We start from the raw sequence: 15,315 nt of genomic DNA, 5'->3' as shown, positions 1-15,315 counted from the left end.
CGGACTCAAGCACCCGATGGTTTACACTGCGCGCATCCTGTCACGGTCCTGATTCATGAGCGAGCTTTCGCCCGTCCGGCCACCCCGCCACCGGGGTATTTACCTGCTGCCGAACCTGTTCACCACCGGGGCGATGTTCGCGGGTTTCTACGCGATCATCGCCAGCATCGGCGGTCGTTACACCGAGGCTGCCGTCGCCGTGTTCGTCGCCGCGCTGCTGGATGGCCTGGACGGCCGCGTGGCGCGGATGACCGGCACCCAGACCGAGTTTGGCGTGCAGTACGACTCGCTGTCCGACCTGGTCAGCTTCGGACTGGCGCCTTCGCTGGTGATGTATACGTGGTCGCTGTCGGCGCTGCGCGAGTTTGGCCCGCTGTGGGGCAAGCTGGGCTGGGCCGCGGCGTTCGTGTACGCCGCCTGCGCTGCGCTGCGGCTGGCCCGTTTCAATACCCAGGTGGGCGTGGCCGACAAGCGCTATTTCCAGGGGCTGGCCAGTCCGGCTGCGGCAGCGGTGTGCATGTCCTTCGTGTGGAGCGTGGACAAGTTCGGCCTGGCTGGCAGCGATTTCTGTTTTGTCACGCCGGTGATCGCGATCGTGGTCGGCCTGCTGATGGTCAGCCGGTTCCGCTATTTCAGCTTCAAGTCGCTGCCGATGGGCAAGCACCAGCTGGTGCCGTTCGCCTGGATGGTGGCTGCCGTGTTGCTGATTGCCCTGCTGATCCTGGACACGGCGCGCGTGCTGTTTGCCGGCTTCACGATCTACTTGTTGTCGGGCCCGGTGTGGACGATCTGGGGGTTGACCACGCATCGCCGACGCGCAAGGCGCAACGCGGCATGAGTGGCCTGGCGCAACAGCCGGTCGACGCCGGTCACCGCGACCGCGTGCTGCGGGCGCTGGGCGTGACACATTGGGTGCGCAAGGCGATGCCTGCGGCAGCCGTGTCGATGCCCGAAGCGGCGCAGGCGCTTTCCACGGCCGGTCCGGTGGCGTGCGTGGTGATCCTGCCCCAGGGCTGCGACACGCGCGAGCTGGACCTGATCGGGCGCGCGCTGAATACCTGCGGCGCCGTACTGGGGCGGGCCGCGCGCCTGGTCGTCAGCGACGGGCAACTCGCCGCGGACGTACCCGAGGCGCAGGCCTATCTGGTATTCGGCGAGGCGCAGGCGCATGCGCTGGGACGGGCGTTGCCCGCCGCGGTGATGAATCGCGCGCAGATCGTGCTGGCGGACGAACCGGCCCTGGTGCTGGGCCGTGCCGACGCGAAACGCCGGCTGTGGAATGCGCTGCGCAGCGTGCGCCGCGCGCTGGCCATGGCGGAGCACTGATCGTGGTGGCGGTGATCAAGCCGGCGATCCAGGTGCGCGGCATGCGCCTGGACGACCTGGACACGGTCAGCGCGCTGGAACAGGCCTCCTACGAATTCCCCTGGTCGCCGGGCATCTTCGGCGACTGCGTCAAGGCCGGCCACCCGTGCTGGGTGCTGTGCGTGGACGGGGTGATTGCCGGCTACGGCATCCTGTCGATGGGCGCCGGCGAGGCGCACGTGCTGAACCTCTGCATCGGCCCGGACTGGCGCGGCCGCGGACTGGGTCGGCATTTGCTCGGCCGGCTGCTGGATATCGCCCGCTGGAACGGTGCCGAGCGGGTCTTCCTGGAAGTGCGGCCGTCCAATCCGCTGGCGAAGGCGCTGTACGAATCGGTGGGCTTCAGCGAGATCGGCCGGCGCCCGCGCTATTACCCGGCCCGCAACGGGCGCGAGGATGCGATCGTGATGGCACTCAATATCGTCAAGGACGATATTGAGAAATAGACGAGGGCACGTCCACCAGATGCGTGAAGTCGCGTAGCGCGGGCACCAAGCCCGCTTCTCCGATCCGTCAGCGCAGACGCCGCTCTCCCTGGCGACTCATTTCTGCAGCTTCCCCGCCTGCTCGCGCAACGCCCCCAGCGTGGTGTTCCAGTCGGCGATGCGCTGGCGCTCCTGCGCCACCACCTCGGCCGGCGCGTTGGCGACGAAGCTGGCGTTGCCGAGCTTGCCTTCGCACTTTTTGATCTCGACCTCTATGCGGGCGATCTCCTTGGTCAGGCGGGCCTTTTCCGCGGCCACGTCGATCAGCCCGGCCAGCGGGATCATCACCCGCAGCGTGCCGACCACGGCCGCGGCCGCCGCCGGTTCGTCGGCGCCGGCTTCGATCCACTGCGGCGTTTCGGTGCGGGCCAGGAAGCTGATCTGCGCAGCGAACTTGGCCGCCCGCGCGCGATCGCCCGCATCGCCATCGGCGAACAGCAGCGGGATGACCTTGGCCGGCGAGATGTTCATTTCCGAGCGGATCTTGCGGATGCCGGACAGCACGTTCTTGAACCACTCGATCTCGGCGGTGGCTGCCTCGTCGGCGACGATGTCGGAGGCATTCGGCCACGGCCGATGCATCAGGCCTTCTTCGGTCAGGCCAAGTTTCGGCCCCACCGATGCCCAGATCTCCTCGGTGATGAAGGGGATCACCGGATGCAGCGCGCGCAGCACGCTTTCGAGCACCACCAGCAGCGTGCGGCGGGTGGACGCCGCCGCGACCGCATCGTCGCCATTGAGCGCCGGCTTCGACAACTCCAGGAACCAGTCGCAATACTCGTTCCACACGAACTCGTACAAGGCCTGCGCCAGGTGGTCGAAACGGTAGCTGACGAAGTGCTGCTCGACCTCGGCCAGCGTCTGCTTCAGGCGCGTCAGGATCCACCGCTCCGCCTCGGTCACCGGCTCTTGATCTTCCCGATTCCCGATTCCCGATTCCCCATCCCCCGTATTCAAGAGCACGAACCGCGCCGCATTCCACAACTTGTTGCAGAACGCCTTGTAGCCTTCGGCGCGCTTGAGGTCGAAGTTGATCGTACGGCTGTAGCTGGCCAGCGCGGCGAAGGTGAAGCGCAGTGCGTCGGTGCCGATCGCGGGAATGCCGTCGGGGTAGTCCTTGCGGATGCGCTTCTCGACCTTGGCGCGCACCTGCGGGATCAACAGCGACCTGGTGGACTTCTCCACCAGCGGTTCCAGCGCGATGCCATCGATCAGGTCCAACGGGTCCAGCGTGTTGCCCTTGGACTTGGACATCTTCTGGCCTTCCGCATCACGCACGATCGCGTTGATGTAGACCTCGCGGAACGGGATCTGACCCGTGAAGTACTTGGTCGCCATCACCATGCGGGCGACCCAGAAGAAAATGATGTCGAAGCCGGTGACCAGCACGGCGCTGGGCAGGAAGATCCTGTCCTGCTCCCAGTTGGCGACGACTTCGCCGCGCTCATTCTTCACCGGACCGTTGGCCGGCCAGCCCAGCGTGGAGAACGGCCACAGCGCGGAGGAGAACCAGGTGTCGAGCACGTCGTCGTCCTGGCGCAGCGCGCCGACCGGTGCGGTGGCGGCGCTGGCGCGGGCGTCGGCCTCGTCCTCGCCCACGAAGATGTTGCCGGCCTCGTCGTACCACGCCGGGATGCGGTGGCCCCACCACAGCTGGCGGCTGATGCACCAGTCCTGGATGTTGTCCAGCCACTGCGTGTAGGTGGTCGCCCAATTCTCCGGCACGAACCGGATCTCGCCCGAGCGCACGGCATCCAGCGCCGGCTCGGTGATCGCCTTGCGGCCACCGGGACGTCCATCCGCCTGGACATCCGAGGTGAGGTCGACGAACCACTGGTCGGTCAGCATGGGCTCGATCACCGCGTCCGAACGTTGGCTCACCGGCACCTGCAGCTTGTGCGCCTTCGTTTCGACCAGCAGGCCGGACGCTTCGAGGTCGGCCAGCACGGCCTTGCGCGCGTCGTAGCGATCCATGCCCCGATACTTCTCCGGGGCGTTGTCGTTGACCTTGGCATCCAGCGTGAAGATGGTGATCGGCGCCAGCTTGTGGCGCTGGCCGATGGCGTAGTCGTTGAAGTCGTGCGCCGGGGTGATCTTCACGCAGCCGGTGCCGAAATCCTTGTCCACGTAGTCATCCGCGATCACCGGAATCTGCCGGCCGGTCAGCGGCAGGGTCAGCATCTTGCCGACCAGATGCGCGTAACGCTCGTCTTCCGGATGCACCGCCACGGCGACGTCGCCCAGCATGGTTTCCGGGCGGGTGGTGGCCACCACCAAACTGTCGTCGCTGCCGGTGACGTGATAGCGGATCGACCACATGTGGCCGTCGCGCTCGACGTTGTTCACTTCCAGGTCGGACACCGCCGTGCCCAGCACCGGGTCCCAGTTCACCAGCCGGTTGCCGCGGTAGATCAGGCCCGCGCGATACCAGTCGATGAACACCTTGCGGACCGCGGCGGACAGGCCTTCATCCATGGTGAAGCGTTCGCGCGACCAGTCGGCGGCGGCGCCGATGCGGCGCATCTGGTTGGTGATGGTGGAGCCGGATTCCTCCTTCCACTTCCACACGCGTTCGATGAAGGCATCGCGGCCCAGGTCATGGCGGGTCTTTTCCTCGACCGCCAACTGGTTCTCCACGATCTTCTGGGTGGCGATGCCCGCGTGGTCGGTGCCGACCTGCCACAGCGTATTCAACCCGCGCATGCGCTGGTAGCGCACCAGCATGTCCATCACCGTCTGCTGGAACGCATGCCCCATGTGCAGCGTGCCGGTGACGTTCGGCGGCGGCAGCAGGATGCAATACGGCTCGCCCTGGCCCGACGGCTTGAACGCGCCGCTGGCTTCCCAGCGCGCATACCAGGTGGACTCGATCTGGGCGGGTTCGAAGCTCTTTTCCATGGGGGCTCGCGATGGCGCGCCACGGGCGCGCGCAGTGTGAATGGACTACGGACGGGCCATTGTACGGGCGCGAGCCGGATGGCCCAAGCGCGTTCGGGCGCCCCGTTACAGCAGTTCGATCCCGAACCGCCGTACCAGCAGTGCGAACAGCCAGAAGCACACCAGCGTGATCACCACGCAGGCCAGCAGTGTCGGCCAGAAGCCGATCCGCGGCAGCAGGACGGGGAAGGCGAGGAACATCGGCAAGGTCGGCACCACATACCAGAACGTGTACCAGGCGTGGTTGGCGATCTTCACCTGCGGCTGGCGCTCCACCTGCAGCCAGATCAGCGCCAGCACGGTGACCAGCGGCAGCGCGGCGATCAGGCCGCCGAGGCGGTCGCTGCGCTTGGCGACTTCGGAGACCAGCACGACGACGGCTGCGGTGATCAGGTATTTCGTGACGAGCCAGAGCATCCGTCCACCTCTTGGAACATCGATCAGCTTTCGCGCAGCGTGCGGCCGTAGGCGTGCACTTCGTCCACCAGCACCTTCACGTGCTCCGGATTCACCTCCGGCGTGATGCCGTGGCCGAGGTTGAACACGTGGCCGGGGTGGTTGCCGTAACTGTCCAGCACGGCGCGGGCCTCGCGGCGGATCACCTCGGGGCTGGCGCGCAGGATCGCCGGATCGAGGTTGCCTTGCAGGGCGACCTTGCCGGCCACGGCGCGGCGGGCGTCGGCCAGATCCATCGTCCAGTCGACGCCGAGCGCGGCGCAGCCGTTGTCGGCCATTTCGGCCAGATGCATGCCGGCGCCCTTGGAGAACAGGATCACCGGCAGCTCGCGCGCGGCCGGGTCGGCTTTCAGCGCAGCCACGATCTGCGTCATGTAGCGCAGCGAGAATTCGCGGAACGGCGCGGGGCCGAGCAGGCCGCCCCAGGTGTCGAAGATCATCAGCGCCTGGGCGCCGGCCTCGGCTTGGGCGATCAGGTAGGCGGCGACGGAGCGGGCCAGTGTGTCGAGCAGCTGGTGCGCGAGTTGCGGTTCGTTCCAGCACATCGCCTTCAGCGTGGCGAAATCGCGCGAGCCGTGGCCTTCGACCATGTAGCAGGCCAGCGTCCACGGACTGCCGGAGAAGCCGATCAGCGGCACGCGGCCGTGCAGCTCCTGGCGGATCAGCCGCAGCGCATCCATCACGTAGCGCAGTTCGCCGTCCATGTCGGGCACGGCGAGTCTGGCGATGTCGGCGGCGGTGCGCAGCGGCCGCGCGAACTGCGGGCCTTCGCCCTGGGCGAACGACAGGCCCAGACCCATCGCATCGGGGATGGTGAGGATGTCGGAGAACAGGATCGCTGCGTCGAGCTCGAAGCGTTCCAGCGGCTGCAGGGTGACTTCGCAGGCGTATTCGGGGTTCTGCGCCAGGCCCATGAAGCTGCCGGCGCGCTCGCGGGTGGCGCGGTATTCGGGCAGGTAGCGACCCGCCTGGCGCATCACCCAGATCGGCGTGGTGTCGGTGGCTTCCCGGCGCAGTGCGCGCAGGAAGCGGTCGTTCTTCAACTCGGTCATTTCAACGTCCGTAAGGGCCTTCGAGGCCCTGGGCAAACATCAGGCGGAAACCGCGCTTGAGCTGGGCATCGCGCGCTTTCTCGAAGGCGCTCACGGCCTCGTCGCGCTCCAGGAACTGCTCGCGTTTCATGGTCGCGCGGCCGCCCTGGGTGCCGGACTCGCGATACAGCGTCCAGCCGCCGAGCAGGTCCTGCTCCAGCGTGATCTGGACGTAGCGGGGTGCTTCGGCAGCGCCGGGCACGGTTTGCAGGTAGAGGCGCATGGGTTCCAGGGGTGCAACACGAACGGGCGCGTAGCCGGACGGCACAGTTTATAGGATTTGCGCCCGGGGACCCGCCGGATGGCCGGGGCATGTCGTCACACGCGGCGGCGGACGGCGTCTGCCCTAAGCGGCTTCGGTCAGGATCGCCATGACGTCGGCTTCGTCCACGCCGCCGACGATCTCGGCCCGGCCGATGCCACGCCACAGGATCAGGCGCAGGCTGCCGGCGCTGTTCTTCTTGTCCAGCCGCATCAGCGCCAGCAGCTGTTGAGGGTCCATGCCGGGCGGAATCGTCACCGGCAGCCCGAGGGTTTCCAGCAGGCGCAGCATGCGGCGGGTGTCGTGGGTGTCGCTCATGCCCAGCCGTTCGGACAAGCGGGCGGCCAGCAGCATGCCGACCGCCACGCCTTCGCCATGCAGCAAGGTGGTGTAGTGGCCGGCGGTTTCCAGCGCATGGCCGAAGGTGTGGCCGAGGTTGAGCAGGGCGCGTTCGCCCTGTTCGGTTTCGTCGCGGGCAACCACGCCGGCCTTGTAGGCGACCTTGCGCGCGATCGCCTCCTGCACGGTGGCGGGATCGCGTGCGGCCAGCGCATCGGCGTGCTGCTCCAGCCAGGCGAAGAACGGCTCGTCGCCGATCGCCGCGCCCTTGATCACCTCGGCCAGGCCGGCGCGGTATTCGCGGTCGGGCAGGGTGGCCAGGGTGTCGATGTCGGCGATCACCGCGCGGGGCTGGTGGAAGGCGCCAGCCAGGTTCTTGCCGACCGGCAGGTTCACGCCGGTCTTGCCGCCGACCGAGGAGTCGACCATCGCCAGCAAGGTGGTCGGCATCTGGATGAAGTCGATGCCGCGCATCCAGCACGCGGCGCTGAAGCCGGCCAGGTCGCCGACCACGCCGCCGCCCAGCGCGATCACGCAGGCATCGCGGGTGGCACCGAGCTGGCCCAGCGCTTCCAGCGCGCGGCCGACGTTGGCGAAGGTCTTGTGCGCCTCGCCGTCGTCGAGCAGGAAGGACGACCAGTGCAGGCCGTCCAGCCCCGCTTCGATCCGCGGCAGGTACAGCGGCGCCACCGTGGTGTTGCTGATCACCAGCGCGTGCCGGCCGCGCAGCATCGCGCGCCAGCGCGCGTGGTCGTCGAGCAGGCCGGCGCCGATCCACACCGGATAGCTGCGCTGGCCCAGCGCGACGTGGAGATGCTGGATTGCCGGGTTCATGCGGTCTGCCTGGGGAATGCGGAAGGACGTTGCCAGTGCTGGTCGATCAGCGCGATGCAGCGTTCGCTGGCGCTGGCGACGCTGCCATGTTCGCCGGGAACGGCCAGGTCGGCCAGTTCGCGGTAGAGCGGTTCACGCACCCGGGCCATCGCCTGCAGCCGCTCGTGGCGGTCGGGCACGGCCAGCAACGGACGGCGATGGTCGCGTTCGAGCCGTTCGAGTTGCTGCGCGATGGTGGTCTGCAGCCACACCACGTAGCCACGCCCGCCGAGGCATCGACGATTGCTTTCGGCCAGCACCGCGCCGGCGCCGGTGGCCAGCAACAGGTCATGCTGGCCGCTGATTTCCTCCAGCAGCGTGCTTTCGCGCTGGCGGAATCCCGCCTCGCCCTCGATCTCGAAAACCGTGTTCACGTCGACGCCGCAATGCCGTTCGATTTCCTGGTCGAGATCGATGAAAGTCAGGCCATAATGCGCGGCAAGCCGTCGCCCGATCGAGGTCTTGCCGGCGCCGGTCGGTCCGATGATGAAAAGGTTGTGCGACGGATTCATGAGCGAATGCTAGCAGGGCCGATCGGCCGGGTCCGACCCGCCCGCAGCCGTCAATTTGCGATACTCGGCGTGCAAGCGCGGGCGTGATCCAGTCAGCCCGATCGATTCATCTCGACAGATCCATGGGAGGGTAGTGGTGAGCGAACGTATCCTGCTGGCCGGATGCGGTGACCTGGGCGAACGCGTGGCGCAGCTTCTGCGCGCGCGCGGTGACGACGTCTGGGCGTTGCGGCGGCATCCACCGGCGCGCGACGCGTCGGGCATCCACTGGCTGGGCGGTGACCTGACTGATCCCGCCAGCCTCGGCGCATTGCCCCACGGCATCACCCGCGTGATCTATCTGCCGGCGCCGGATGGGCGGGACAAGGCCAGCTATCGCGCGGTTTTCGTGGACGGCCTGCGTCATCTGCTGGAAGCGCTGGACGGCAGTCGCCTGCAGCGATGCCTGTTCGTGTCATCCAGCGCGGTGTACGGCGAGCACGATGGCGACTGGGTGGATGAAACCACCTCGGTCGGTCCGCTCGGCTTCAATGGTGCGGTGCTGCGCGAGGCCGAGCAGTGGCTGGCTGAGCAGCCGGTGCCCGGCGTGGTGCTGCGCCTGGCGGGCCTGTACGGGCCCGGGCGCCTGCAACTGGTGGAAAAGCTGCGCGCGGGACAGCTGCGGGTACCCCGCGAAGTGCCGCACTGGGCCAACCGCATCCACGTCGACGATGCCGCCGCGGCCATCGTCCACCTGCTGCAGGTGGAGGCGCCGCAAGCGCTGTACCTGGGCGTCGACGACACGCCGATGCCGCTGGACGAGTTGTACGATTTCCTGGCCGCGCTGATCGACGCCCCGCCGCCGCCAGAAGGTGCCGCGCCGGTGGGCGTTGGCAGCAAGCGGCTGAGCAATGCCCGCCTGCGCGCCAGCGGCTGGGCGCCGCGGTGGCCGGATTCGCGCGAAGGCTATGCTGCACTGATCGACAGCTGATTCCACGGAGCACCATCATGGCCAGAACCGTTCCACACCATCAGGTCAGTACCGCCAACGAGATCCCCGGCTTCCGCATCGTCCGTTCGCTGGGCATCGTGCGGGGCATCACCGTGCGTTCGCGCAGCGTGGTGGGCAATCTCGGCGCGGCGCTGCAGACCATCGTCGGCGGCAACATCTCGATCTATACCGAGCTGTGCGAGAAGGCCCGCGAGGAAGCGTTCGAGCTGATGCTGCAACACGCCGCGGCGATGGGCGCCAATGGCGTGGTGGCGATGCGCTACGACGCCAATGAAGTGGCCCAGGGCGTGACCGAGGTGCTCGCGTACGGCACGGCCGTGCAGGTCGAGGCGTCAACGTGACGTGATTTTGCAGTGCGGCTTGTCCCTTTCGACAACGGCAGTCCAGACTGGCGCTTCGAACAGGGGAAGCGCATCGTGCCGCTCGCACGGACTCCATGGGAGAGTGACGTCATGTCAGTAGCCAAGGTCATCGAAATCAACGCCTCGTCCGCCAAGGGCGTCGAAGACGCCGTGCAGCACGGCCTGAAGAAAGCCGCCGAGTCGGTGAAGAACATCAAGGGCGCCTGGGTCAACGAGATCAAGGTGGTCACCGGAGACGACGGCACGGTGACCGAGTGGCGCGTCAACATGAAGATCAACTTCGTGGTGGATTGATCGGTGCGGGAATCAGGGTCGGGGCAGTGCGATGCTTCCCCGATTCCCGATTCCCGATTCCCGATTCCCGATTCCCGTCAGCCGTGACTGAGCCCCGTCACGTGGCGGTCGTCGTCGTACTCCACGCAGGTATCGGACAGCACCGGCAGGGTGGCCAGCGCGTGCCGGCTCAGTCGTTCGAAGTGGGCGAGGAACCGCTCCATCGCCGCGGCGTCCATCGCCAGGGGCGCGTGGCGCGCCAAGAGATCCTGCTCCTGCTCGCCGCGCCAGCGCCGCACGATTTCCCAGCCTGGCGCCTGCAGCACGATCAGGGCATCGAACTTGCGCCACAGCGGCTGGTAGCCGCGCAGCTGCTTGTTGACCCAGTGCCGCCAGCTGCCGTCGGGGTCCTCGCGGCGCTCCAGTTCGTTGACCGGCTTGGCCAGCGCAGCCTGCAACTGCGGACGGATGCCCAGTGCCCAGCCCTCCACGATCACCAGCTTCGGCGGCCGGGTGATCCGCGGCCAGCGTGACGGTGGAAAGCGGGTGTCGCGGCCCTTGTCGAAACGCGGGTGCAGCACCGGCAACCGTTCCGAGGCATGCGGCAGGGCGGCCAGCACCGACATCAGCAGTTCGATCTCGTGAGTGCCCGGCACGCCGCGCGTGCGCAGCAGCGGATGGACTTCGCGCGCCAGCGTCTCGCGTTCGCTGCGGGCATAGTAGAAGTCGTCCAGCGACAGCACCTCGGTGGCCCAGCCGCGAGCCTCGGCCTGCATCTTCATCACCCGCGCCAGCGTGCTCTTGCCACTGCCCTGCAGGCCGGAAAGGCCAAGGATGTAGGGGCGGCGCGAGCGGGCGATGCGCCCTGCGTACTGGTCGAGCAGATGGCCGGCGAGGGCTTCGTTGTGCAGGTCGGCGTGAGACATCATCCGCAAGATACCTTGGTTCCCGGAGGCACTTCCGCCACAGGCAGGCGGTGATCGCCCAGTATCCCCCAAACGGGCGCGTCCCTGCCTGCTTCACGCCGGGCAGGGCAGGATGGCGCCGTCAGCCGGGCCGGAAAGCTACTGGGGGAACAGGACATTGCACTATCATCGCTCAGGTTCATCCGCGCCATGATGGCGCGTGTCGGCCACGATGCAAAAGGAAAGTTTCGACATCATGCTCAAACCCGAGATTCTGGACACCTTCCTGCGCCTGCTGGACGAAGCCAGGGCCAGCGGCGACCGCGAGCCGACGGCGATGAACCTTTCCACCGTCGACGCTTCCGGCCGGGTCGCCTCGCGCATCGTGCTGCTCAAGGGCGCCGACGAGCGTGGCTTCCGCTTCTACACCAACTACCAGAGCGACAAGGGCAGCCAGCTGGACGCCCACCCGCAGGTGGCGCTGTGCTTCCACTGGAAGCAATTGCGCGAAGGCGTGCAGGTCCGCGTCGAGGGCGCCGCCCGCAAGCTGCAGGACGAGGAGTCGGATGCCTATTTCGCCAGCCGCCCGCGCGGCAGCCAGATCGGCGCCTGGGCTTCGCTGCAATCGCAGACCCTGCCCGATCGCGACACCTTCGAGCAGCGCGTGGCGCGCTATGAGCAGCAGTTCGACGGTCGCGAGGTGAGCCGGCCGCCACACTGGGGCGGCTTCGTGGTCGAGCCGGACATGCTGGAGTTCTGGTACGGCGCCGAGTTCCGCCTGCACGAGCGGGTGCGCTGGGATCGCCACGGCCAGACCTGGACCAGCCGGATGCTGTACCCGTGACCCGTCCGCTGCCCGCGCAGCACGTGGCGCAGGGTGGCTTCATCGTGCATACCCGCGGGCGCGGTTTCAGCGACATCACCGCGCAGGTGGCGGATGCGCTGGCGGCCAGCCATGTCCAGCTCGGCATGGCCCATGTCTTCACTGCCCACACCAGTTGCTCCTTGCTGCTCGGCGAGAACGCCGACCCGGCGGTGGGCCGCGACCTGGAGCGCTGGTTCGCCCGCGCGGTGCCCGACGGCGACCCGCTCTTCGAACATGACGCGGAGGGGCCCGACGACATGCCAGCGCATGTCCGCTCGATCCTCACCGGGGTCAGCCTGGTCGTGCCGGTGCACGGCGGCAAGTTGCAACTCGGCACCTGGCAAGGCATCTACCTGTGGGAGCACCGGCTCGACCCGCACCAGCGCAAGGTCACGGTGACCGTGCTGGGGCATTGAGCGGATGGATCACCGCGTGGCCGACCACTTCCCCCAGCGTATCGTCTGCCTCACCGAGGAGCCGACCGAGGTGCTGTACGCACTGGGCGAAGAGCACCGCATCGTCGGCATCTCCGGCTTCACCGTGCGGCCGCCGCGCGCGCGCAAGGAGAAGCCGAAGGTCTCCGCGTTCACCAGCGCGAAGATCGGCGAGATCATGAAACTGGAACCCGATCTGGCGATCGGCTTCTCCGACATCCAGGCCGATATCGCGCGCGAGCTGATCAAGTGCGGCGTGGAGGTATGGGTCAGCAACCATCGCAGCGTCGACGGCATCCTCGCCTACATCCGGCGGCTGGGCGCGATGGTCGGCGCGCATGAAAAGGCCGACGCGTACGCGCAACGCGCCGAGCGGCACATTGCCGACATCCGCGCCGCCGTGGCGCGACTGTCGCGGCGGCCGAAAGTGTATTTCGAGGAATGGGACGAGCCGATCATCACCGGCATCCGCTGGGTCGCCGAAATCATCGGCATCGCCGGTGGCGACGACTGTTTCCCCGAACTGGCCCGCGAACCGCTGGCCAAGCAGCGCATCCTGCCGAACGGTGACGAGGTGGTGCGGCGCGCGCCGGACATCATCCTGGGCTCCTGGTGCGGCAAGCGCTTCCGCCCCGGGAAGGTCGCGGCGCGACCGGGCTGGGACGCGATCCCCGCGGTGCGCCACGGTGACCTCCACGAGATCAAGTCGCCGATCATCCTGCAGCCGGGACCGGCGGCGCTGTTCGACGGACTGGACGAGATCCATCGAATCATCGCCGAGTGGGCGCTGCGCTGAGCTTTTCGCCGTTTGCGGGCTGTTGTGCCGGCGACCTCCAGCCCACTCGTCATGCCAGCGAAGGCCTTCCCGCTCACCGGTCGTCATTCCGGCGAAGGCCGGAACAGCTTTAAAACAGCGAAGCTGGTCATCGCACTTGCCGTTGCGGGCGGCGCTTTTGCGTGCCCCTGCGCATCAGAGCAAAAGCTTTCGTCTGCCTACGGCAGCCGAGCCACCTTTCTCTGAGTGGCCAGAGAAACGTGGCCCAAAGAGAGGCCACCCCGCTTCCGCGCTTTCCGGGCTTCCTGCCCGGAAAGTCCGCGAGTCGGGGCCGGGCTTTTCGAACGTACATCCTGTCCGTGCGAAAAGGAGCCGACATCCCTGTCGGCTCCCGCTAGGCGGCCTGTCGACCCCGCCTCGCCGCTGCAGAGGGGCCCCGGGTAGAGCGACGCGCATCCTGCGCGTACTTTTCAGAAGAGCCGGATCAAGAGCAAAGCGGCGACTCGGAGCTTTGCTTCGGTCCTGGCTCTGGCTTTTGTTCTTCAGCTTCATCACCGAGTGCGGGCCACGATGGCCCGCTGCTTTACCGGGGTCCCTTGTGCGGCGGTGAGACGGGGACGACAGGCCGCGTAGCGGGCGTTGCCAGGGATGGCAACGCCTTTTCGCACGGGCAGGATGCCCGTTCGAAAAGCCCGGCCCCGGCTCACGGACTGCCGGACAGGAGTCCGGCAAGCGCCAAGCGGGGTGGCCTTCTCTTTTGGTTACTTTTCTCTTGGCCACGCAAGAGAAAAGTGACTCGGTCGCCGAAGGCGATCGACCGCTCTGCACTTGAAGCTTTTGAAGCTTTTGCTTCTAGGCACATCGAAGCAAGAGGCAGAAAGTGACTCGCCCTCCGAAGGAGGACGAAAGCTCTTGATCTATTTCTTACAGAAGACGGCGGCCAAAGTCACAGTCACAAGAGAAATCTCAGGCGCCCAGTGCCAACCGCGCCCCCAGATCCAGCAGCGGTGCGGCGATCAGCAGGCGCGCCAGCAGCAACACGATCATCACCACCATCGGCGCGAAGTCGATCTGACCGGCGACCAGCCTGCCGCGCAGCGGGCGCAGCAGCGGGGCCACCAGGGCGCCGGCCAGCCTGAGCAGGGGATGGCGCTGATCCACCGAGAACATGCTCAGCAGGGACCAGCCGAAGATCAGCACCAGATAGAACAGCAGGGCGAAGTCGAGCAGTTCGGCCAGCGCCAGCACGATCAGTCCCAACGGGTGCGCCATCACGCCCTGCAGGGCGAACAGCAGCACGCGCTTGAGCAGCATCGCCAGCCAGGCCAGCAGCAGGGCGGCCAGGTTGATCCGGCGCCAGTTCGGCAGCACGCGGCGGATCGGCGCCAGCACCGGGTTGGTGTAGCGGTAGATGAACTGGCTCAGCGGGTTGTGGAAGTCGGCGCGGCAGGCTTCGGCGGCCACGCGCAGCAGCAGCAGGGTGACGGCCGCCTCGAAGACCAGCTCGATCAGCATGGAGAGGGCGTTCAGCAGGTAGCTCACGACAGCTTGTCCAGTTCGTTGGCCAGTTCCGCTCCGCGACGGGTGGCGGCGTGGACCGCACGGGCCACGATGTGCGGCAGCCCGTCGGCGGCAAGACTTTCCAGCGCGGCCTGGGTGGTGCCGTTGGGCGAGGTGACGCGCTGGCGCAGCAGCGCGGGGTCTTCGCCGCCTTCGACCAGCATGCGGCCGGCGCCGAGGCAGGTCTGCGCGGCCAGCGCGCGGGCGGTGTCGCGGGGCAGGCCCTGGGCCACGGCGGCCGCTTCCAGCGCCTCGACCAGGGCGAAGAAGTAGGCCGGGCCGGAACCGGACAAGGCGGTGACCGTATCCATCAGCGCCTCGTCGTCGATCCAGCGGGTGATCCCGGCAGCGTCCAGGATGTGCTGGGCTTGCGCCTTCTGCGCCGGGCTGACCCGGCTGTTGGCGCACAGGCCGGTGGCGCCGGCGCCGATCAGGGCCGGCGTGTTGGGCATGCAGCGCACGATCGGCAGGCCACTGCCGAACCAGCGTTCCAGTTGGTCCAGCCGCACGCCGGCGGCGATCGAGATCAGCAGCGGGCGATTGCGTTGCAGGGTGTCGCGCAGTTCGGCGTGGATCGCCGGCATGATCTGCGGCTTGACCGCCAGCACGATGACCTCGGCTTCCGCCGCGGCAAGCCGGTTCTCGGCGTAGCAGGCGATGCCGAATTCGCGGCCCAGCGCCTGGCGCGCTTCGGCCAGCGGCTCGGCCACGCTCACCGTGGCCGGCGCCACGCCGGTCTTCAGCAGGCCGCCGATCAGGCTGCGCGCCATGTTGCCGCCGCCGATGAAGGCAAGTCGTGTCATGCAGGGTTCCTCGGATGCGTCAGGTGG

General features: G+C 67.6%; 18 protein-coding genes. 9 read left to right on the top strand and 9 right to left on the bottom strand.

Features of this window, described 5'->3' with window-relative positions:
• The first annotated feature begins 55 nt into the window (after positions 1-55).
• Genes AC3A56_RS03945 through rimI form a run of 3 tightly spaced genes read left to right on the top strand, consistent with a single transcriptional unit; the run spans position 56 to position 1,811 of the window.
• A complete protein-coding gene (locus AC3A56_RS03945) occupies positions 56-838 on the top strand; it encodes a CDP-alcohol phosphatidyltransferase family protein (protein ID WP_056717521.1) in 783 nt (260 codons plus the stop codon).
• The gene (locus AC3A56_RS03940) at positions 835-1,326 is read left to right on the top strand and encodes a hypothetical protein (RefSeq protein ID WP_487769400.1); all 492 of its coding nucleotides are present in this window, start codon (positions 835-837) and stop codon (positions 1,324-1,326) included. Before AC3A56_RS03945 ends, AC3A56_RS03940 begins: the two co-directional genes overlap by 4 nt.
• Positions 1,327-1,328: 2 nt before the next feature.
• On the top strand, positions 1,329-1,811 hold the full coding sequence (rimI, locus tag AC3A56_RS03935; protein ID WP_487769399.1) for a ribosomal protein S18-alanine N-acetyltransferase: 483 nt from the start codon (positions 1,329-1,331) through the stop codon (positions 1,809-1,811).
• 96 nt (positions 1,812-1,907) lie between these two features.
• On the opposite strand, the gene AC3A56_RS03930 is transcribed toward rimI, so the two are convergent.
• The 6 genes from AC3A56_RS03930 to AC3A56_RS03905 all read right to left on the bottom strand — a co-directional run bounded on the left by AC3A56_RS03930 (position 1,908) and on the right by AC3A56_RS03905 (position 8,320).
• A complete protein-coding gene (locus AC3A56_RS03930; protein ID WP_487769398.1) occupies positions 1,908-4,748 on the bottom strand; it encodes a valine--tRNA ligase in 2,841 nt (946 codons plus the stop codon).
• A 105-nt stretch (positions 4,749-4,853) separates the two neighbouring features.
• On the bottom strand, positions 4,854-5,204 hold the full coding sequence (locus tag AC3A56_RS03925; RefSeq protein ID WP_056717525.1) for a DUF3147 family protein: 351 nt from the start codon (positions 5,202-5,204) through the stop codon (positions 4,854-4,856).
• A 23-nt stretch (positions 5,205-5,227) separates the two neighbouring features.
• A complete protein-coding gene (gene hemE, locus AC3A56_RS03920) occupies positions 5,228-6,295 on the bottom strand; it encodes a uroporphyrinogen decarboxylase (RefSeq protein WP_487769397.1) in 1,068 nt (355 codons plus the stop codon).
• A 1-nt stretch (position 6,296) separates the two neighbouring features.
• A complete protein-coding gene (locus tag AC3A56_RS03915) occupies positions 6,297-6,557 on the bottom strand; it encodes a WGR domain-containing protein (protein WP_007810035.1) in 261 nt (86 codons plus the stop codon).
• 123 nt (positions 6,558-6,680) lie between these two features.
• Positions 6,681-7,769, bottom strand: coding sequence for a 3-dehydroquinate synthase (gene aroB / locus AC3A56_RS03910; RefSeq protein WP_487769396.1), 1,089 nt, complete (start codon positions 7,767-7,769; stop codon positions 6,681-6,683).
• The gene (locus AC3A56_RS03905) at positions 7,766-8,320 is read right to left on the bottom strand and encodes a shikimate kinase (protein WP_056717528.1); all 555 of its coding nucleotides are present in this window, start codon (positions 8,318-8,320) and stop codon (positions 7,766-7,768) included. Before AC3A56_RS03905 ends, aroB begins: the two co-directional genes overlap by 4 nt.
• 136 nt (positions 8,321-8,456) lie before the next feature.
• Between AC3A56_RS03905 and AC3A56_RS03900 the strand changes: the two genes are divergently transcribed.
• From AC3A56_RS03900 to AC3A56_RS03890, 3 genes are all read left to right on the top strand, one after another.
• On the top strand, positions 8,457-9,290 hold the full coding sequence (locus AC3A56_RS03900; protein WP_056717541.1) for an SDR family oxidoreductase: 834 nt from the start codon (positions 8,457-8,459) through the stop codon (positions 9,288-9,290).
• 17 nt (positions 9,291-9,307) lie between these two features.
• Positions 9,308-9,652: a YbjQ family protein gene (locus AC3A56_RS03895; protein ID WP_056717529.1), complete on the top strand. Its 345-nt coding sequence runs from the start codon at positions 9,308-9,310 to the stop codon at positions 9,650-9,652.
• Between the two features lie 111 nt (positions 9,653-9,763).
• A complete protein-coding gene (locus AC3A56_RS03890; RefSeq protein ID WP_056717530.1) occupies positions 9,764-9,967 on the top strand; it encodes a dodecin family protein in 204 nt (67 codons plus the stop codon).
• 77 nt (positions 9,968-10,044) lie between these two features.
• Here the strand turns inward: AC3A56_RS03890 and AC3A56_RS03885 are convergent, their stop codons facing one another.
• On the bottom strand, positions 10,045-10,875 hold the full coding sequence (locus AC3A56_RS03885) for a hypothetical protein (RefSeq protein WP_056717531.1): 831 nt from the start codon (positions 10,873-10,875) through the stop codon (positions 10,045-10,047).
• 232 nt (positions 10,876-11,107) lie between these two features.
• Between AC3A56_RS03885 and pdxH the strand changes: the two genes are divergently transcribed.
• Genes pdxH through AC3A56_RS03870 form a run of 3 tightly spaced genes read left to right on the top strand, consistent with a single transcriptional unit; the run spans position 11,108 to position 12,946 of the window.
• Entirely contained in the window at positions 11,108-11,695 is a 588-nt protein-coding gene (gene pdxH / locus AC3A56_RS03880; RefSeq protein WP_487769395.1) for a pyridoxamine 5'-phosphate oxidase, read from the top strand.
• On the top strand, positions 11,692-12,132 hold the full coding sequence (locus AC3A56_RS03875) for a secondary thiamine-phosphate synthase enzyme YjbQ (protein WP_487769394.1): 441 nt from the start codon (positions 11,692-11,694) through the stop codon (positions 12,130-12,132). Before pdxH ends, AC3A56_RS03875 begins: the two co-directional genes overlap by 4 nt.
• Before the next feature lie 4 nt (positions 12,133-12,136).
• A complete protein-coding gene (locus AC3A56_RS03870; protein ID WP_487769393.1) occupies positions 12,137-12,946 on the top strand; it encodes a cobalamin-binding protein in 810 nt (269 codons plus the stop codon).
• A gap of 945 nt (positions 12,947-13,891) precedes the next feature.
• On the opposite strand, the gene AC3A56_RS03865 is transcribed toward AC3A56_RS03870, so the two are convergent.
• Both AC3A56_RS03865 and proC read right to left on the bottom strand, forming a co-directional pair.
• Positions 13,892-14,467 (bottom strand): YggT family protein, encoded by a 576-nt coding sequence (locus AC3A56_RS03865; protein WP_487769392.1) that lies wholly within the window; start codon positions 14,465-14,467, stop codon positions 13,892-13,894.
• Positions 14,464-15,288, bottom strand: a complete 825-nt coding sequence (gene proC, locus AC3A56_RS03860; protein ID WP_487769391.1) for a pyrroline-5-carboxylate reductase — start codon at positions 15,286-15,288, stop codon at positions 14,464-14,466. The genes AC3A56_RS03865 and proC overlap by 4 nt, the downstream gene beginning before the upstream one ends.
• Between the last annotated feature and the right edge of the window lie 27 nt (positions 15,289-15,315).

It is taken from the genome of Rhodanobacter sp. Soil_C_14 (assembly GCF_057657335.1).
The sequence above is the reverse complement of the archived record's forward strand: the minus strand, read 5'-3'. Positions and strand labels throughout refer to the sequence as shown.